This window comes from Variovorax sp. 770b2 (assembly GCF_900115685.1).
In the GTDB taxonomy this organism is placed as follows: Bacteria; Pseudomonadota; Gammaproteobacteria; order Burkholderiales; family Burkholderiaceae_C; genus Variovorax.
Map to the genome: position 1 here is coordinate 1 of NZ_FOXJ01000013.1, position 16445 is coordinate 16445.

General features: G+C 65.4%; 25 protein-coding genes and 1 pseudogene. 23 read left to right on the forward strand and 3 right to left on the reverse strand.

Annotation, left to right across the window (positions count from 1 at the left end):
• From tuf to BM133_RS33780, 15 genes and pseudogenes are all read left to right on the forward strand, one after another.
• Positions 1-380: pseudogene (gene tuf / locus BM133_RS33710) on the forward strand (elongation factor Tu); the annotation flags it as partial.
• Between the two features lie 24 nt (positions 381-404).
• Complete coding sequence (gene rpsJ, locus BM133_RS33715; RefSeq protein WP_007838118.1) at positions 405-719, forward strand: 30S ribosomal protein S10; 315 nt, start codon at positions 405-407, stop codon at positions 717-719.
• A 149-nt stretch (positions 720-868) separates the two neighbouring features.
• Positions 869-2452, forward strand: a complete 1584-nt coding sequence (locus tag BM133_RS33720; RefSeq protein WP_093443816.1) for a hypothetical protein — start codon at positions 869-871, stop codon at positions 2450-2452.
• An 80-nt stretch (positions 2453-2532) separates the two neighbouring features.
• Complete coding sequence (locus tag BM133_RS33725) at positions 2533-2994, forward strand: hypothetical protein (RefSeq protein WP_256219444.1); 462 nt, start codon at positions 2533-2535, stop codon at positions 2992-2994.
• A gap of 231 nt (positions 2995-3225) precedes the next feature.
• Positions 3226-3906 (forward strand): 50S ribosomal protein L3, encoded by a 681-nt coding sequence (gene rplC, locus BM133_RS33730; RefSeq protein ID WP_093443820.1) that lies wholly within the window; start codon positions 3226-3228, stop codon positions 3904-3906.
• A complete protein-coding gene (gene rplD, locus BM133_RS33735; RefSeq protein WP_013543942.1) occupies positions 3906-4526 on the forward strand; it encodes a 50S ribosomal protein L4 in 621 nt (206 codons plus the stop codon). The genes rplC and rplD overlap by 1 nt, the downstream gene beginning before the upstream one ends.
• Positions 4523-4858, forward strand: coding sequence for a 50S ribosomal protein L23 (rplW, locus tag BM133_RS33740; protein ID WP_007838129.1), 336 nt, complete (start codon positions 4523-4525; stop codon positions 4856-4858). The genes rplD and rplW overlap by 4 nt, the downstream gene beginning before the upstream one ends.
• Before the next feature lie 2 nt (positions 4859-4860).
• Entirely contained in the window at positions 4861-5685 is an 825-nt protein-coding gene (gene rplB / locus BM133_RS33745) for a 50S ribosomal protein L2 (protein WP_093443822.1), read from the forward strand.
• A 10-nt stretch (positions 5686-5695) separates the two neighbouring features.
• Positions 5696-5974 (forward strand): 30S ribosomal protein S19, encoded by a 279-nt coding sequence (rpsS, locus tag BM133_RS33750; RefSeq protein WP_007838132.1) that lies wholly within the window; start codon positions 5696-5698, stop codon positions 5972-5974.
• A gap of 9 nt (positions 5975-5983) precedes the next feature.
• Positions 5984-6316, forward strand: coding sequence for a 50S ribosomal protein L22 (rplV, locus tag BM133_RS33755; RefSeq protein ID WP_007838134.1), 333 nt, complete (start codon positions 5984-5986; stop codon positions 6314-6316).
• Between the two features lie 17 nt (positions 6317-6333).
• On the forward strand, positions 6334-7263 hold the full coding sequence (gene rpsC, locus BM133_RS33760) for a 30S ribosomal protein S3 (RefSeq protein WP_093443824.1): 930 nt from the start codon (positions 6334-6336) through the stop codon (positions 7261-7263).
• A 28-nt stretch (positions 7264-7291) separates the two neighbouring features.
• Entirely contained in the window at positions 7292-7708 is a 417-nt protein-coding gene (gene rplP, locus BM133_RS33765) for a 50S ribosomal protein L16 (RefSeq protein ID WP_021012789.1), read from the forward strand.
• Between the two features lie 55 nt (positions 7709-7763).
• Complete coding sequence (rpmC, locus tag BM133_RS33770; RefSeq protein WP_093443910.1) at positions 7764-7973, forward strand: 50S ribosomal protein L29; 210 nt, start codon at positions 7764-7766, stop codon at positions 7971-7973.
• A 9-nt stretch (positions 7974-7982) separates the two neighbouring features.
• Positions 7983-8252 carry a 30S ribosomal protein S17 gene (gene rpsQ / locus BM133_RS33775; RefSeq protein WP_093443826.1) on the forward strand — a complete coding sequence of 90 codons (270 nt, stop codon included), beginning with the start codon at positions 7983-7985 and terminating at the stop codon, positions 8250-8252.
• Between the two features lie 70 nt (positions 8253-8322).
• The gene (locus BM133_RS33780; RefSeq protein WP_093443828.1) at positions 8323-8829 is read left to right on the forward strand and encodes a peroxiredoxin; all 507 of its coding nucleotides are present in this window, start codon (positions 8323-8325) and stop codon (positions 8827-8829) included.
• 4 nt (positions 8830-8833) lie between these two features.
• On the opposite strand, the gene BM133_RS33785 is transcribed toward BM133_RS33780, so the two are convergent.
• Both BM133_RS33785 and BM133_RS33790 read right to left on the reverse strand, forming a co-directional pair.
• Positions 8834-9421: a GNAT family N-acetyltransferase gene (locus tag BM133_RS33785; RefSeq protein ID WP_093443830.1), complete on the reverse strand. Its 588-nt coding sequence runs from the start codon at positions 9419-9421 to the stop codon at positions 8834-8836.
• Positions 9418-10128: a cytochrome b/b6 domain-containing protein gene (locus tag BM133_RS33790; protein WP_093443832.1), complete on the reverse strand. Its 711-nt coding sequence runs from the start codon at positions 10126-10128 to the stop codon at positions 9418-9420. The genes BM133_RS33785 and BM133_RS33790 overlap by 4 nt, the downstream gene beginning before the upstream one ends.
• Before the next feature lie 160 nt (positions 10129-10288).
• Between BM133_RS33790 and BM133_RS33795 the strand changes: the two genes are divergently transcribed.
• Entirely contained in the window at positions 10289-10735 is a 447-nt protein-coding gene (locus tag BM133_RS33795; RefSeq protein WP_093443834.1) for a c-type cytochrome, read from the forward strand.
• Between the two features lie 66 nt (positions 10736-10801).
• Here BM133_RS33795 and BM133_RS33800 read toward each other — a convergent pair whose 3' ends face one another.
• A complete protein-coding gene (locus BM133_RS33800) occupies positions 10802-11299 on the reverse strand; it encodes a TlpA disulfide reductase family protein (protein WP_042578715.1) in 498 nt (165 codons plus the stop codon).
• Between the two features lie 110 nt (positions 11300-11409).
• Here BM133_RS33800 and BM133_RS33805 point away from each other — a divergent pair, with 110 nt between their 5' ends.
• From BM133_RS33805 to BM133_RS33835, 7 genes are all read left to right on the forward strand, one after another.
• The gene (locus BM133_RS33805) at positions 11410-11949 is read left to right on the forward strand and encodes a hypothetical protein (protein ID WP_093443836.1); all 540 of its coding nucleotides are present in this window, start codon (positions 11410-11412) and stop codon (positions 11947-11949) included.
• A 166-nt stretch (positions 11950-12115) separates the two neighbouring features.
• Complete coding sequence (locus BM133_RS33810) at positions 12116-12571, forward strand: PTS sugar transporter subunit IIA (RefSeq protein ID WP_042578717.1); 456 nt, start codon at positions 12116-12118, stop codon at positions 12569-12571.
• On the forward strand, positions 12540-12809 hold the full coding sequence (locus tag BM133_RS33815) for an HPr family phosphocarrier protein (protein ID WP_013543930.1): 270 nt from the start codon (positions 12540-12542) through the stop codon (positions 12807-12809). Before BM133_RS33810 ends, BM133_RS33815 begins: the two co-directional genes overlap by 32 nt.
• A gap of 149 nt (positions 12810-12958) precedes the next feature.
• Positions 12959-14758 (forward strand): phosphoenolpyruvate--protein phosphotransferase, encoded by a 1800-nt coding sequence (gene ptsP / locus BM133_RS33820; protein ID WP_093443838.1) that lies wholly within the window; start codon positions 12959-12961, stop codon positions 14756-14758.
• Positions 14759-14984: 226 nt separating this feature from the next.
• Entirely contained in the window at positions 14985-15371 is a 387-nt protein-coding gene (locus BM133_RS33825; RefSeq protein WP_093443840.1) for a DUF4148 domain-containing protein, read from the forward strand.
• Positions 15372-15511: 140 nt separating this feature from the next.
• On the forward strand, positions 15512-15976 hold the full coding sequence (locus tag BM133_RS33830) for a Spy/CpxP family protein refolding chaperone (RefSeq protein ID WP_093443842.1): 465 nt from the start codon (positions 15512-15514) through the stop codon (positions 15974-15976).
• Positions 15969-16445, forward strand: coding sequence for a DUF4260 domain-containing protein (locus BM133_RS33835; protein ID WP_256219445.1), 477 nt, complete (start codon positions 15969-15971; stop codon positions 16443-16445). The genes BM133_RS33830 and BM133_RS33835 overlap by 8 nt, the downstream gene beginning before the upstream one ends.

Sequence of the window (16445 nt, forward strand, 5' to 3'; positions counted from 1 at the left end):
AAGCTGGCGACAACGTGGGCGTGCTGCTGCGCGGCACCAAGCGCGAAGAAGTCGAGCGCGGCCAAGTGCTGTGCAAGCCCGGCTCGATCAAGCCGCACGTGCACTTCACCGCCGAGGTGTATGTGCTGTCCAAGGACGAAGGTGGCCGTCACACGCCGTTCTTCAACAACTACCGTCCGCAGTTCTACTTCCGCACGACGGACGTGACCGGCGCGATCGAGTTGCCCAAGGACAAGGAAATGGTCATGCCTGGCGACAACGTCAGCATCACCGTGAAGCTGATCAACCCGATCGCGATGGAAGAAGGCCTGCGCTTCGCCATCCGTGAAGGCGGCCGCACCGTGGGTTCGGGCGTCGTGGCAAAGATCCTCGACATCTAAGCCGGACGCAAAGGAAACATCACCATGGCTACCAAGCAAAAAATCCGCATCCGCCTGAAGGCGTTCGACTACAAGCTGATCGACCAATCGGCTGCCGAGATCGTTGACACCGCCAAGCGCACCGGCGCGATCGTCAAGGGCCCCGTGCCCCTGCCGACCCGCATGAAGCGTTTCGACATCCTGCGTTCGCCGCACGTCAACAAGACGTCGCGCGACCAGCTGGAAATCCGCACGCACCAGCGCCTGATGGACATCGTCGACCCGACCGACAAGACCGTGGACGCGCTGATGAAGCTCGACCTGCCGGCCGGCGTGGACGTCGAGATCAAGCTGCAGTAAGTAGTAAGAACTCCCCGCGTCGCGTTTTGACAAAGCCCGCCTGCAGAAATGCAGGCGGGCTTTGTTTTTTGCGGTGCGGCTATGGCATCCTCACGCACCGCTAATTCTTTCAAGCATCGGCCGCGGCTGAAACGAGGGCAGCACAAGCTATGAGTCACAAGTTCTCTTTTGCGTTGGGCGCGGCGTGCGTTGCCGCGGTACTGCTGGCGGGCTGCGGCGGTGGTGGGGGTGGAGGCGGCGGGGGCGGATTTCCCATCCTGCCGCCGCCGGGAAGTTCGGTCACCCTGACCGGCACGGCCACCTACGAATCCGTTCCGAACACGAACGGTCCCCTTGTCTACTCCGCAACGACTGCCAAGCCGGTGCGCGGCGCCATGCTCGAAGTGCTCGACGCGACCTCCGCCGCGCAACTCGCAGTGAGCACCACCGACGACAGCGGCGCGTATTCGGTGTCCGTGCCCGCAAACACGTCGATCGTCGTGCGCGTGAGGGCGCAACTGACCCGTACCGGCGCCGGACCGACCTGGGATGTGAGCGTGCGCGACAACACGCAGAGCAGCGCCCTGTATTCCATGCAGTCGTCGCCCTTTTCGTCTGGGGCGGCCGCATCGACGCGCGACCTTCGCGCCGGGTCCGGCTGGGGTGGCTCGAGCTACAGCAGCCAGCGCGTGGCCGCACCGTTTGCCGTGCTCGACACGGTCTATACGGCGATGCAAAAGGTGTTGTCGATTGCTCCCGCAACGGCATTCCCGGTGCTGCGCGTGTTCTGGAGTCCCAACAATGTGCCGGCCGGAGGCAGCGTTGCGGCCGGGCAGATTGGCAGCACTTTCTTCATCAACCGCAGCACTGGCCGCGAGATCTACGTTCTCGGCAAGGAAAACGTCGACACCGACGAATACGATTCGCCCGTGATTGCGCATGAATGGGGCCACTACTACCAGTCGGCCTTCAGCCGCGACGACTCGCCGGGCGGGTCCCACTCGCTGGGCGAGCGGGTCGACCGGCGGCTCGCGTTTTCCGAGGGCTGGGGCAATGGCTGGTCGGGCATTGCGCTCGGGCGGAGCAACTACGTGGATTCGGTGGGCGCCCAGCAGGCCGGGGGCGGCAACGTGAATCTCTCGGTGGGCCCGACGACCAATCCGGGTTGGTATCGGGAGGGCTCGATCCAGTCCATCTTCTGGAATCTCAACCAGCAGGTCGGCTTCAAGCCCATCCACGACGCGATGACGGGCATCCTGTTCCGCAGCGGCGCTCCCGTCTCGTCGATCCATCCCTTCACGGCGGCGTTCAATGCGACGACGCCGGGAAGCGCCTCCGTGCTGGCAGGGTTGCTGAGTGGCCAGAACATCAGCACGACGGCCAACGATCCCTACGGCGACACCGAAACGAACAGCGGGGGCCTGCCGGCGGTTCCGAACGTGGTGCAACCGATGTACCGGACGGCAACGGTGGGTGGCGCGCCAACCCAGGCATGCGTCTCCAACGTCGAAGGCGACGACAACAAGCTCGGCAGCTTCGCCTATCTTCGATTCACCGCGCCAGCCAACCGCGACTACCAGTTCACGGTGAACGGCGGTCCCGCGGGCGCCAATCCCGACTTCGACATCTTCCGGGGCGGCCTGGTCCCTCGGTCGAGCAACAAGGTCAGCCTGGGTGCCGGCGACTACGTTCTGGCCGTCAGCGATCTCAACAATTCCGGGGCATCGACATGCTTCAACGTCACCATTCAGTAGGGAAGGCCGTCATGAACATCCGATCAGGCTCGATGATCTCCATGGCATTCCTTGCTCTGGCTGTGCTCTCGGCACCGGCCATGGCCGACGGCACGCCGGGCGTGCACCATGCCAAATCGACTTCGCACCGCGGCGCACCCATGACGACCGCCGCGCGGAAGCCGAATGACTCCGGCGTGACGCTGCAATTCCGGCTCGATGCCGTGCCGCAGGTGGGCCGCGGCACACCCGTCGTGCTGCAGTTCGGCGGCGTGACCGATCCGGACGGCGCGACGGTGCGCTTCAGCGCCGATGCCGGCCTGACGATTTCGGGCAACGACACCCTGGCGCTGCCGACGGCAAGGCGCACCTCCGCGACCGTCACCGTGGTGAGCGAGCGCGAAGGCCTCGGATACCTCAATGTCTTCATCACGCAAAAGGGCGCCGTGAGCGCCATTTCCATCCCCATCCAGACCGGCGCGGCAGCCCCGGTCCTGAAGTCTTCAGGCGAACTGAAATCCGCGCCGGACGGGGAAAGCATCATCACGATGCCTGCCAAGTAGGCAGAAAACAGGCGAAAAGGGTCGGATCGCCTCCGAAAATCCGGCCCGCAACACCGCTTGCACGGCGCCCGCATGGCGGGCTATAATCGCTGGCTCTGCCCTTGGTGCGTCCACATGGGTAGCTTGAGCAGAGATTTATCAACCTTCTTTCGATGGCTGGGAAACCGGTCAAACGCTGTCGCCAATTGAAGTGGCAGCGGCGAAGGGAGCTTCCATTTTTGGAGAAAACAAATGAGTCTGAGCAACTCCCTCGGGTTGCTGGGCCGCAAGGTGGGGATGATGCGTCTCTTCACCGATGACGGGGACGCAGTTCCTGTCACGGTGGTGGATGTGTCCAACAACCGTGTGACCCAGATCAAGTCCCAAGAGACCGATGGCTACGTCGCCCTGCAGGTGACGTTCGGTTCGCGCAAAGCATCGCGCGTGACCAAGCCCGAAGCCGGCCACCTCGCCAAGGCGGGTGTCGAAGCTGGCGAAATCATCCAGGAATTCCGCGTTACCGCCGAAACCGCAGGTCAGCACAAGGCTGGCGGCGTGATCGCAGCGGGCAGCGTGTTTTCCGTGGGCCAGAAGGTGGACGTGCAAGGCACCTCCATCGGCAAGGGTTTCGCAGGCACGATCAAGCGCCACAACATGAAGTCGCAACGCGCGTCGCACGGTAACAGCCGTTCGCACAACGTTCCCGGCTCGATCGGCATGGCACAAGACCCCGGTCGCGTGTTCCCCGGCAAGCGCATGACGGGTCACCTCGGCGATGTGACCAAGACCACGCAAAACCTCGATGTGTTCCGCATCGACGAAGCGCGTCAACTGCTGCTCATCAAGGGCGCGATCCCGGGTTCGAAGGGTGGCTTCGTCACCGTGCGTCCCGCCATCAAGGCCAAGCCGCAAGCGGCTGAAGGAGCGAAGTAATGCAACTCGAACTCCTGAACGAACAAGGCCAGGCCGCGTCGAAGTACGACGCTCCCGAGACCGTGTTCGGCCGTGACTACAACGAAGACCTGGTCCACCAGATCGTCGTTGCATTCCAGGCCAACGCCCGCCAAGGCACGCGCGCCCAGAAGGACCGCGAGCAGGTCAAGCACTCGACCAAGAAGCCTTTCAAGCAAAAGGGAACGGGCCGCGCCCGTGCCGGTATGACGTCCTCGCCGCTGTGGCGCGGGGGTGGTCGTATCTTCCCGAACATGCCTGACGAAAACTTCTCGCAGAAGATCAACAAGAAGATGTACCGCGCCGGCATGGCCGCCATCTTCTCGCAGCTCGCTCGCGAAGGCCGTCTGGCCGTGGTGGATTCGCTGACTGTGGATTCGCCCAAGACGAAGCCGCTGGCAGCCCGTTTCAAGGCAATGAATCTCGAGTCCGTGCTCGTGATCGCCGAAGAAGTCGACGAAAACCTGTACCTTGCCTCGCGCAATCTGGTCAACATCCTCGTGGTCGAACCCCGTTACGCCGATCCGGTGTCGCTGGTTCACTACAAGAAGGTGCTGGTCACCAAGGGTGCCGTCGACAAGCTCAAGGAGATGTTCGCATGAGCCGCGTGAACCCTACCGCCGCTGAACGTACGTTCGAAGAAGGCCGCCTGATGGCGGTGCTGGTCGCCCCGATCGTGTCCGAAAAGGCAACGATGGTCGGCGAGAAGTCGAACGCTGTCACTTTCAAGGTGCTGCAAGACGCCACCAAGCCCGAGATCAAGGCCGCTGTCGAACTGATGTTCAAGGTCGAAGTCCAGGGCGTGTCGGTGCTCAACACCAAGGGCAAGACCAAGCGCTTTGGCAAGTCCATCGGCCGCCGCGACAACGTTCGCAAGGCCTATGTGACCCTGAAGCCAGGTCAAGAGCTCAACCTCGTCGGGGAAGGCGCTTAATCATGGCCGTCATCAAGATGAAACCCACTTCGCCGGGCCAACGCGGCGCGGTGAAGATTTCGCGTGACCACCTGCACAAGGGTGCTCCTCACGCAGCCCTGCTGGAACCCCAGTTCCAGAAGGCCGGCCGCAACAACAACGGCCACATCACGATCCGTCATCGTGGCGGCGGTGCCAAGCACCACTACCGCGTTGTCGACTTCGTGCGCAACAAGGACGGCATCCCGGCCAAGGTCGAACGCATCGAGTACGACCCGAACCGCACCGCCCACATCGCTCTGGTTTGCTACGCCGACGGCGAGCGCCGCTACATCATCGCCCCGCGCGGTCTTGAAGCCGGTGCAACGCTGCTGTCGGGCGCCGAAGCCCCGATCCGCGCCGGCAACACCCTGCCGATCCGCAACATCCCGGTCGGCTCGACGATCCACTGCATCGAACTGCAACCCGGCAAGGGCGCGCAGATCGCACGTTCCGCCGGTACGTCGGCAACGCTGCTGGCCCGTGAAGGCGTCTACGCCCAGGTCCGCATGCGCTCCGGCGAAGTCCGCCGCATTCACATCGAATGCCGCGCGACCATCGGCGAAGTGGCCAACGAAGAGCACAGCCTGCGCCAACTCGGCAAGGCCGGTGCGAAGCGTCACATGGGTATTCGCCCGACCGTTCGCGGTGTGGTGATGAACCCGGTCGACCACCCGCACGGTGGCGGCGAAGGCAAGACTGGCGAAGGCCGCCACCCTGTCGACCCATGGGGCAACCTGACCAAGGGCTATCGCACCCGTAACAACAAGCGCACGCAGGTCTTCATCGTGTCGCGTCGCAAGAAGTAAGGGATAGCCCATGACTCGCTCTCTCAAAAAGGGTCCTTTCGTCGACCACCACCTGGTGGCCAAGGCCGACAAGGCCGTGACGACCAAGGACAAGAAGCCGATCAAGACCTGGTCGCGTCGTTCGATGGTTCTGCCCGAGTTCATCGGTCTGACCATCGCCGTGCACAACGGCAAGCAACACGTGCCTGTGTACATCACCGACCAGATGGTCGGCCACAAGCTCGGCGAATTTGCGCTCACGCGCACGTTCAAGGGGCACCCCGCGGACAAAAAAGTCCAGAAGAAGTAAGGAACGACCATGTCTGAAACACGTGCAGTCCTCCGCGGTGTCCGCCTCTCGGTCGACAAGGGCCGTCTGGTCGCGGACCTCATTCGCGGCAAGAAGGTCGATCAAGCGCTCAACGTTCTGCAGTTCACGCAGAAAAAGGCCGCTGTGATCATCAAGAAGGTGCTCGAGTCGGCTATCGCCAACGCCGAGCACAACGACGGTGCCGACATCGACGAGCTGAAGGTCAAGACCATCTACGTCGAGCAAGGTGCAACGCTCAAGCGCTTCACGGCGCGGGCCAAGGGTCGCGGCAATCGCATCAGCAAGCCCACGTGCCATGTGTACGTGACGGTTGGCAACTAAGAAGGCCTGGAAGAAATATGGGACAGAAAATCCACCCAACCGGGTTCCGCCTTGCGGTTACCCGTAACTGGTCCAGCCGCTGGTACGCAAGCGACCGCGATTTCGCGGGCATGCTGGCCGAAGACATCAAGGTTCGCGAATACCTGAAGAAGAAGCTGAAGAACGCTTCGGTCTCGCGCGTCATGATCGAGCGCCCCGCCAAGAACGCACGCATCACGATCTACTCGGCACGTCCGGGCGTCGTGATCGGCAAGAAGGGCGAAGACATCGAGAACCTCAAGCGCGAACTGGGCAAGCAGCTCGGCGTGCCGGTGGCCGTCAACATCGAAGAAGTGCGCAAGCCCGAAATCGATGCCCAACTGATCGCCGACAGCATCACGCAGCAGCTCGAAAAGCGGATCATGTTCCGCCGTGCCATGAAGCGCGCCATGCAAAACGCCATGCGTCTGGGTGCCCTGGGCATCAAGATCATGTCGTCGGGCCGCCTGAACGGCATCGAAATCGCTCGTTGCGAGTGGTACCGCGAAGGTCGCGTGCCGCTTCACACCCTGCGCGCCGACATCGACTACGGCACCTCGGAAGCCAAGACCACCTACGGCGTCATTGGCGTCAAGGTCTGGGTCTACAAGGGCGACACGCTGGGTCGCAACGACCTGCCGGCCGTCGAAACGCCGCGTCCCGACGAAGAACGTCGTCCGCGTGGTCCCCGCCGTGATGGTCGCCCTGGCGACCGTCCAGGTGGTGACCGTCGTGGTCCCAGCTCCGGCCCCCGCGCCGGCGGCCGTGGCCCGATCGGTGGCAACACCGCACCGGCCGATGGCAGCGACAAGCCCGCAGAAGCCACTGGTGCAGCTCCGGCTGCTCCGGGTGCAGACTCGAAACCCGCCGTTAAGCGCGTCCGCAAAGCCGCGCCAGCTGCAGCAGCTGACGGTGCCAAGACCGAGTGATCGGTCTTAGAACTACGGAGTATTAAAAATGCTGCAACCTGCACGCAGAAAGTTCCGCAAGGAACAAAAGGGCCGCAACACCGGCATCGCAACCCGGGGCAACTCGGTTGCCTTCGGTGACTTCGGTCTCAAATGCACCGACCGCGGTCGCCTCACGGCACGCCAGATCGAAGCCGCTCGCCGCGCAATTTCGCGTCACGTGAAGCGCGGTGGCCGTATCTGGATCCGCGTGTTCCCGGACAAGCCGATCTCTACCAAGCCCGCCGAAGTTCGGATGGGTAACGGTAAGGGCAACCCCGAGTACTACGTCGCTGAAATCCAGCCTGGCAAGATCGTGTTCGAGATCGTCGGCGTGCCCGAAGAACTCGCCCGCGAAGCGTTCCGCCTGGCCGCCGCCAAGCTTCCGCTGCGCACGACGTTCGTCGCTCGCCAGCTCGGCGCCTGAGAGGAGAACACCCATGGCAACACGTAAGAAAAAAGAGACCGTGGCTCCGGCCAAGGTGACCAAGGCTGCAACCCTGCGCACGAAAGACGTCGCAGCGCTGCAAGCCGAAGTCAAAGACCTGCAAAAGGCCCATTTCGGCCTGCGCATGCAAAAAGCCACGCAACAGCTGTCGAACACCTCGACGCTGCGCGTGACGCGCCGCGACATCGCGCGCGCCAAGACCATTCTTGCGCAGAAGCAGCAAGAAACCCAAGCCGCCAAGTAAGGAGTGAACATGACGGAAGCTAAAAAATCCCTCAAGCGCACCTTGATCGGCAAGGTGGTCAGCGACAAGCGTGCCAAGACCGTGACCGTGCTGGTCGAGCGCCGTGTGAAGCACGAGCTCTACGGCAAGATCGTGGCCAAGACGAGCAAGTACCACGCCCATGACGAAAATGGCGTGTACAAGCTGGGCGACACCATCGAGATCACGGAAAGCCGTCCGATCTCCAAGACCAAGAACTGGGTTGTGACCCGCTTGGTCGAGAAGGCCGTGCTGGTCTGATCATCGAGTCGAACGACTCAACTGGAAACGGCCCACAATGTGGGCCGTTTTTCTTTTTCAGGAGCATTCAATGATCAAAGTCGGTGACACCCTTCCTTCGGCCACCCTGCAGGAATATTCCGAAGTCGAGGGCGAAGGTTGCAGCATCGGCCCGAACGCCGTGGACGTGGCCAAGGCCTCTGCCGGCAAGACCATCGCCCTGTTCGCACTGCCGGGCGCTTTCACGCCCACCTGCTCGGCCAAGCACGTGCCGGGCTACGTGCAGCATTTCGACGACTTCAAGGCCGCCGGCGTGGACGAGATCTGGTGCGTGAGCGTGAACGACGCCTTCGTGATGGGCGCCTGGGCACGCGACCAGAAGACCGGTGCCAAGGTGCGCATGCTGGCCGACGGCAGCGCCGATTTCGCCAAGGCCACCGGCCTCACGCTCGACCTGACCGGCCGCGGCATGGGCCTGCGCAGCAACCGTTACTCGATGCTCGTGAAGGACGGCAAGGTCGCGACGCTCAACGTCGAGGCACCGGGCAAGTTCGAAGTCAGCGACGCGGACACGCTGCTGTCGCAAGCCCGCGGCTGATCGATCAAAGCTCTGCCTTGAGGTAGTGGGCCCCGGCGATGGGGTTGTGATAGTAGGGCGGCACTTCCACGAAGCCCAGGTCTTCGTAGAGTGCCCGCGCCGATTCCATGTCGTCCAGGGTGTCCAGCAGAACGCAGCCGTAGCCCGCGGCGCGTGCCGCGTCCAGGATCGCCTCGGCCAGTTGCCGGCCCAGCCCGAGGCCGCGGAAACCGGGCCGCACATACAGCCGCTTCATTTCCGCCGCATTCGCGTAGTCCGCGTTGTCGAGCGGGCGCAGGGCGCAGCATCCTGCAACGTGCGCGAGCGAGCCATCGGCGCGCCGCAACATGGGCGCCTGCCGGCCGGCTTCTTCCTTGATGTTGGCCGGGTCCACCAGCGCCAGCACCAGCGTGCCGCGCGGCTCGGCGTATTCGCCGGGGAGGCCGGCCAGTTCGCCATCGAAATCCTGGAAATCCAGGTCGATGTCCAGCGAGGCCGCGTAATCACGAAAGATCGCGCGCGCGGCGTCGATCTCGTGGGCTTCGTCGGGCGTGAGCAGCACGACGACGGGCGTGTCGGCCAGCGGCAGAGGGCGTGAAACCGAAGAACTCATACGCGCAGCGAAGCCACCCCGTACGCCACGCCGGCACACAGCGCGAACAGCACCAGCGCCAGTCCGCGCGACGCCGCATCGTCGCGGCTCCCGGCGACTTGGCCGTTGGCGCTGGAGACCAGCTTGTCGCCCGACACCATCGGCCGCACCAGCCGGTGCCGCTTCACCAGCACATAGAACAGCACGGCCAGCACGTGCAGGCTCACGAGGATGATCACGATCCATTTGCCCTGGGCCTTGTGCCAGCCCGTGGCAAAGCTCACGACGGCACCTGAAACAAAGCGGGTGAGCGGCCCGGAGGCGGAGATCTCGTCGTCGGCCATGAGGCCGGTGCCGACCTGGAACGCCAGGATGGCCAGCACCGCGAACACCGACAGCGCCCCCAGCGGCGTGTGCCCGATCAGATGGTCCGGATGGGCCCGCCCGCGCAGATAGGCGACCACCGAGCCCGGTGCATAGACGAAGGCCGCAAAGCGCGACCAGCGCCCGCCCACGAAGCCCCACAGCAGCCGGAACAGCAGCAGCGCAAGCACCGTGTACCCGAGGCGGAAGTGCCATTCCATGATGCCGCTGAGGCCCGTCCCGACCAGGCCGATCACGGCGACGGCCAGCGCCCAGTGAAACAGACGCGTCGGCAGGTCCCAGACGCGCGTGCGGGCCGCGGTGCTGGCGGTCGCCCGAAGGGCGGCCACGGAGGTGTCGGTCATCGATGGGGGCGCGGACGCGCGAGGCTGCGGAAGGCGCAGATTAGCAAAATCCGGGCGCGAGGCTGCTTCGGGTTGTTGCTATGCGCCCGACATGGCCTGCCCCTACACTCGGCCGCGGCGCCGCATTCGACGGCGTTTCCTGCCCACACAAGGACCCACGATGACCCGACTTGCCTCGTTCGCCCTTGCAGCCGCCTGCGCTGCGATGTCCCTGCCCGCCGCGGCCCAGTTCGCCAAGCCCGAGGACGCCATCAAGTACCGCCAGAGCGCGCTGTTCGTGATGAGCCAGCATTTCGGCCGCCTGGGCGCCATGGCCAATGGCCGGGTTCCCTACGATGCAGCGGCGGCCGCGGCCAACGCCGAAGTCGTGGCCGAGATGGCCAAGCTGCCCTGGGCGGCCTTCGGCCCCGGCACCGAGGGCGGCAAGGCCAAGCCCGAAGTCTGGAAGGAAGACGCGAAGTTCAAGGAACGCCAGCAGAAGCTGATCGAGGAAACCGGCAAGCTAGTGGTCGCGGCCAAGGCCGGCAACATCGACGCGCTCAAGGCCCAGTTCGGCCCGACCGGCGCGAGCTGCAAGGCCTGCCACGACAGCTTCCGCAACCAGTAGGCAACGGCGGCCGCAAAAACAAAAGGCGCTACCAGGTAGCGCCTTTTTCGTGGGACCGAAGGGGGTTCAGGCCTCGGCGAGCAGCTTCTCGATGAGCTTGTGCAGCTCGGCGAAGTCGGGCTCGCCCACATAGCGCTTCACGATTTCGCCCTGCTTGTTGACCAGGTAGGTGGTCGGCGTGAGCTTCACGTCGCCCCAGGCCTGCGCCACGCTGCCGGTGTTGTCGATTGCCACCTTGAACGGCAGCTTGCGGGTTTCGGCGAAGTTGACGACGTAGCTCGGCGGGTCGTAGCTCATGGCCACCGCCAGGGTGTCGTAGCCCTTGGACTTGTACTTGTCGTAGGTCGCGATGACCTTGGGCATCTCGCCGACGCAGGTCACGCAGCTGGTGGCCCAGAAGTTGACCAGGGTGACCTTGCCCTTCAGGTCGGCGGTGGTCTTCTGGCTGCCGTCCAGCAGCACGAAGGTGGAGGCCGGGGCCGCCGTGTTGCCGGAGCCGAGGTACACGCCCACGCCGACGGCCAATGCAAGAGCGACGGCGGCGGCAGCGATGTATTTTTTCATGGCGGCGACTGAGGGAGGGAAAGGGGGAGGCGGCGCGATTCTAGTTCCGCCTGCGGGATGGTGCTGGCGAGGGCCCATCCGGCATCGGGTGGCTCGATAATCGCTCCCCCATGCCATCGTTCGCCCCCCGCCCCTGGCTTGCGCTGACTGCAGCGGCCGCCTTCCTCGCCGCCTGCAGCCCCACCTTCAACTGGCGCGAGGTGCAGATCGCCGATGCGGGCCTGGTCGCGCTCCTGCCCTGCAAGCCCGACCGCGCGAACCGCGCGCTGCCGCTGGGTGCCGAATCCGTGCAGGTCGACATGGCCGGCTGCGAGACCGGCGGCGCGACCTTCGCCATTGCCCACGCCTCCGCCGACGGCCCGGTGCAGGCCGAGGCCTGGCTCCATGCCTGGCGCGCAGCCACGCGCAGCCAGTTGGGCGAGGCGAAGGTGACAGAAGCCCCCGCGACCCTCCAGCGTGCGACCGCAACGCCCCCGCCGGTGCGGCTCGAGGCAGAACCGGCGCAGCAAGGCGCCGCGCCGGTCCAGGTGCTCTGGTTTGCCCAATCGCAGAAAAACGGCACCGTGGCCCTGTACCAGGCCACCGTGCTCGGCAAGCCGTCTTCTTCCGAGGCGCCGAAGACCTTCTTCGAGGGCCTGCGCCTTCCATGACCCCGGTCCCGCCAGCCGCGACGGCGGCTGTTGCTCTGGTTCCGATAGCTGCGGCCGCGGCGGATTTTCGTGCCGCACTGTCCCTTTTTGCGGACTGCCGCGTTGTGTCGTATCTCTACTTCCCCTGGGCGGCCCCGCATAATCGAAGCGTCGTCCTCCGAGCCGCATGAACAGCATCCTCATCATCGCCCACTCACCGTTCGCGCAGGCGCTGCGGCAGTGCGCGCTGCATGTGTTTCCCGATTGCGAGCAGGCCGTCGTCGCGCTGGACGTACTGCCCAACGTGTCGCCCGAGGAAACCCTGGCCGCCGCACGCATCACGCTCCAGCAGCAGCTGCATGCCCCGCGCTCGCAGGTGCTGGTGCTGGCCGATGTGTTCGGCGCCACGCCCTGCAACGTGGCGCAGAAGCTGGTGGACGGCGTTCATTCCAAGCTGGTGGCGGGCGTCAACCTGCCGATGCTGCTGCGCGCCGTCACCTACCGCCATGAACCGCTCGACACGCTCGTGCAGCGCGCCATTGCGGGTGGCACCGCGGGCGTCATGCAGGTGGCGGTGGCGGCTCCCCAGAACCAGGCAAAAAGAAAGCACAGTGATCAAGAAATCCGTGACCATCAGCAATAAGCTGGGCCTGCACGCACGCGCATCGGCCAAGCTGACCAAGCTCGCAGGCAGCTACCCCTGCGAGGTGTGGCTCTCGCGCGGCGACCGCCGCATCAATGCCAAGAGCATCATGGGCGTCATGATGCTGGCCGCGGGCCTGGGCTCCACCGTCGAGCTCGAGACCAACGGCCAGCAGGAAGAAGAAGCGATGAACGCCATCGTCCAGCTCATGGACGACAAGTTCGGCGAAGGCGAATGAAATGGTCCACCCCCAGGCTTTTTCACTTCGTGTAAACGCCAACCCCCTTCCAGGGGGCGATGCCAGCCGCCCGGCAAAGCCGGTTCGACGGCATCTCCCGAATCTGCTTTCTTCGCTTCGCGCTCGCGGCGAACGGGGGCTCTGAAGCCATGACCTTCGCAGTCCACGGCCTCCCAGTTGCCCGTGGCATCGCCATCGGCCGCGCGGTGCTGGTGGTGTCCAGCCGCATCGACGTCGCCCACTACTTCATCAAGCCCGAGGAAATCGGGACCGAGATCGACCGCGTGCGCACCGCGCGCAACGCCGTCGCCGACGAACTGGCCAAGCTGCAGACCAGCGTGGCGCAGATGGGCCCGAACGACGCGCCGCACGAGCTCGCCGCGCTGCTCGAGGTGCACCAGATGCTGCTGCAGGACGAGGCCCTCACCGGCGGCGTCAAGCACTGGATCACCGACCGGCTCTACAACGCCGAATGGGCGCTGACCACGCAGCTGGAGATCATCGCGCGCCAGTTCGACGAGATGGAGGACGAGTACCTGCGCGAGCGCAAGGCCGACCTGGAGCAGGTGGTCGAGCGCCTGCTGCATCGCATGAAGGGCACGGCCGCAGTGCTCGCGCCCAGCCCGCCGCGCCGCAAGCGCGCCACCAGCCACGACGAGGACGACGATCCCACCGCGGGCGACGGCATCGACGTGCCGCTGGTGCTGATCGCGCACGACCTCTCGCCGGCCGACATGCTCCAGTTCAAGAAGAGCGTGTTCGCGGGCTTCGTGACCGACGTGGGCGGGCGCACCTCGCACACCGCCATCGTCGCGCGCAGCATGGACATCCCGGCCATCGTCGGCGCGCGCACCGCGAGCCAGCTGGTGCGCCAGGACGACTGGGTCATCATCGACGGCGACGCCGGCGTGATGATCATCGATCCCTCGCCGATCATCCTGGCCGAGTACGGTTTCAAGCAGCGCCAGGGCGATCTCGAACGCGGGCGCCTTGCGCGGCTGCGCCACAAGCCGGCCGTCACGCTCGATGGCCAGCGCGTCGAGTTGCTTGCCAACATCGAGATGCCCGAGGACACCGTGGGTGCCGTCAAGGCCGGTGCGGTGGGCGTGGGCCTGTTTCGCAGCGAATTCCTCTTCATGGGCCGTGAGTCGTCGGCGCGCCAGACGCGCCTGCCCGACGAGGAAGAGCAGTACCAGGCCTACAAGCGCGCGGTCGAGGGCATGCAGGGCATGCCGGTCACCATCCGCACCATCGACGTGGGCGCCGACAAGCAGCTGGAGAACAAGTCCGGCAGCAAGCAGGAGCACCTGAACCCCGCGCTCGGCCTGCGCGCGATCCGCTGGAGCCTGGCCGATCCGGCGATGTTCCTCACGCAGCTGCGCGCCATCCTGCGCGCCGCGGCGCACGGCGAAATCCACTTGCTGATCCCGATGCTCGCGCACGCGAGCGAGATCCGCCAGACGCTCTCGCTGATCGACTTCGCGCGCACCGAGCTGGACAACCGCGGCGTCGTGCATGGCGCCGTGAAGCTGGGCGCCATGATCGAGATTCCGGCGGCCGCGCTCACGCTCAAGACCTTCTTGAAGCACTTCGATTTCCTGTCGATCGGCACCAACGACCTGATCCAGTACACGCTGGCCATCGACCGTGCCGACGAGTCGGTCGCGCACCTCTACGACCCCGCGCATCCCGCGGTGCTCAAGCTCGTGGCCGACACCATCGCCGAGTGCCGCCGCCAGGGCAAGGGGGTCGCCGTGTGCGGGGAAATGGCCGGCGACGTGGCCTTCACCCGCCTGCTGCTCGGACTGGGGTTGCGCAGCTTCTCGATGCACCCGTCGCGCATCCTGGCCGTGAAGCAGGAAGTGCTGCGCGCGGACACCAGCAAGCTGGAACCCTGGGCGCGCGGCGTGCTCGAGTCGGACGACCCCGCGGCCGCGCTCACGGGCTGACGCGCCAACGCGCGCACCGGACGACGGGCGCGGCGTCGATCCGTCTCTGCCTGCCTGCCTTCCATTCGGTCTCCAAGCGCCGCACATGGGCCGCGGCGTTGCGTCGCTGAATCCGAAAGCAATAGCGCCGCAATAAAACGAAACACGCCGAAACCGCGGCGAAAGGACTTGCCGCGCATGCGCAAGCACGATCAGGGCTCCTCCAACCCCCTGAAAGGTTTGCATCATGAAGTCCCTCTCCCTCTCCCTCTCCCTGACCCAGATCATCGCCGTCGGCTCGTTCGTCATGCTCGCTGCTGCGGGCGCCAAGGCCGAGAGCTATGACGGCGTGCAATCGGCCGTGTCGGCCAAGAGCCGCGCCGAGGTCGGCGCCGAAGCCGTGCGCACCGCCTCGGCCCCGAACCAGAACATCGTGCGCGGCTCGCGCGGCGCCGAAACCGTGGCGGTCTCGACCGACCGCTCGCGCGTCGTGGCCGAAGCCGTGCGCACCGCCGCCGCGCCGGACCAGAACGTGTCCTCGGGCTCGCGCGTGAACAGCAAGGTCATCTCGACCATGCAGAACCCCGTTGATGCACGCGCCGAAGCCGCGCGCAGCAACAGCAGCAAGCTCTGAGCAACAAAGCGACCCGCCTCGCGCTGTTGCCTCGCCCGTCGCAATAAAACGAAACACGCCGAAACCGCGCCGAGAGGACTTCGGAGCGAGCAAATCGCACCATCGAGCTTCCTCTTCTTCCGACAACACAAGGACGTCTCATGAAACACTGGATCAAGCGCACTCTCTTCGGTTTCGCCGGCGCAGCGATGGTGGCTGGCAGCATCGCCGGCTGTGCAGGACAACGCCACGGCTGGGGCGGCGACAGCGCCGAGTTCCGCGGCAAGATGGTCGAGCGCGTGGGCAGCAAGCTCGAGCTCGACGCCTCGCAAAAGCAGAAGCTCACCGCGCTCGCCGAGAAGCTGCAGGCACAGCGTGAAGCCATGCGCGGCGCGGGTGGCGCGGGCGATCCGCGCTCGCAGTTCAAGGCGCTGTTCGCGGGCAACAAGCTCGACCAGGCGGGTGCCACGCGGCTCATCGACGAGAAGACGACCGCGGTGCGCAACGGCAGCCCCGAAATCATCGCCGCCGCCGCCGACTTCTACGACAGCCTGAACGCCGCCCAGCAACAAAAGGTCCGCGATTTCATGGACCGCGGCGGCCGCCGCTGGAGTCGTCATGGCTGAGTCGGTCTCCGCGCACGGGCTCGTGACGCAGCGTGCGCCGGCCGCTGTGCCATGGGCGACGCGGGTCGCGCCCGCGGCTGACGCGCCGAACGCGGCCGCAGGCGGCGTTCGCACGCTGCTGCGCCTCGAAGGCGCCGTCGTGCTGGCCGCGGCGCTGGCCGCCTACACGCAGTTCGGCCTCGGCTGGGGCGTGTTCGCGCTCTGGCTCCTCGTGCCCGACCTGTCGCTGCTCGGCTACCTGGCGGGCCCGCGCGTGGGCGCGGCGCTCTACAACGCGGCGCATTCGTACGTAGGCCCCGTCGCGCTGCTCGTGCTCGGGGCGCTCGCGGCAATGCCGTGGGCCGTGGCCGGCGCGCTGATCTGGTTCACGCACCTCGGCCTGGACCGCGCCCTGGGCTACGGCCTGAAGTACGCCTCGGGCTTCGGCCTCACGCACCTGGGCCGCATCGGCCGCGCCGATCCATGGTGA